Annotated in this window: 1 protein-coding gene; it reads right to left on the reverse strand. The window is 40.3% G+C overall.

Going from position 1 to position 377, the window contains the following annotated elements; genetic code table 11:
* On the reverse strand, positions 1 to 377 hold a 377-nt coding region (locus tag ACFINC_RS10235), incomplete at both ends, for an MFS transporter (protein WP_375617142.1).

Raw genomic sequence — 377 nt, forward strand, 5'->3', positions numbered from 1 at the left:
ATGCATTGTGAGCATTGCCAACCATTTTAAGAACAGGAATTGTGCAGATAATGGATAAGGCACTCCAGCTAATGAGCAAAATCCTTGTACCAATTTTATCGGCTAGAGAACCAACGAGGGGTTGGAGTAACACAAAAATGAAGAGTGCGGCAGTCATTATTGTCGTCGCAGTGTGTTTATCAAATCCGGTGGTGGTGATCAGATATTTTTGCATATAAGTGGTGTATGTATAAAATGTGAGTGATCCTCCCGCTGTAAAGCCAATAACTAAAAAGAAAGCTTTTGTATGATTGCGTAAAAGTTCTCTAATACTTCCAGCATGTTGTTTAGAGCGACTTTCTTTGGTCGTTGTTTCATGGAGCGAACTGCGCAGATAC

The organism is Bartonella sp. AP58NXGY (assembly GCF_042195785.1).
Lineage (GTDB): Bacteria > Pseudomonadota > Alphaproteobacteria > Rhizobiales > Rhizobiaceae > Bartonella.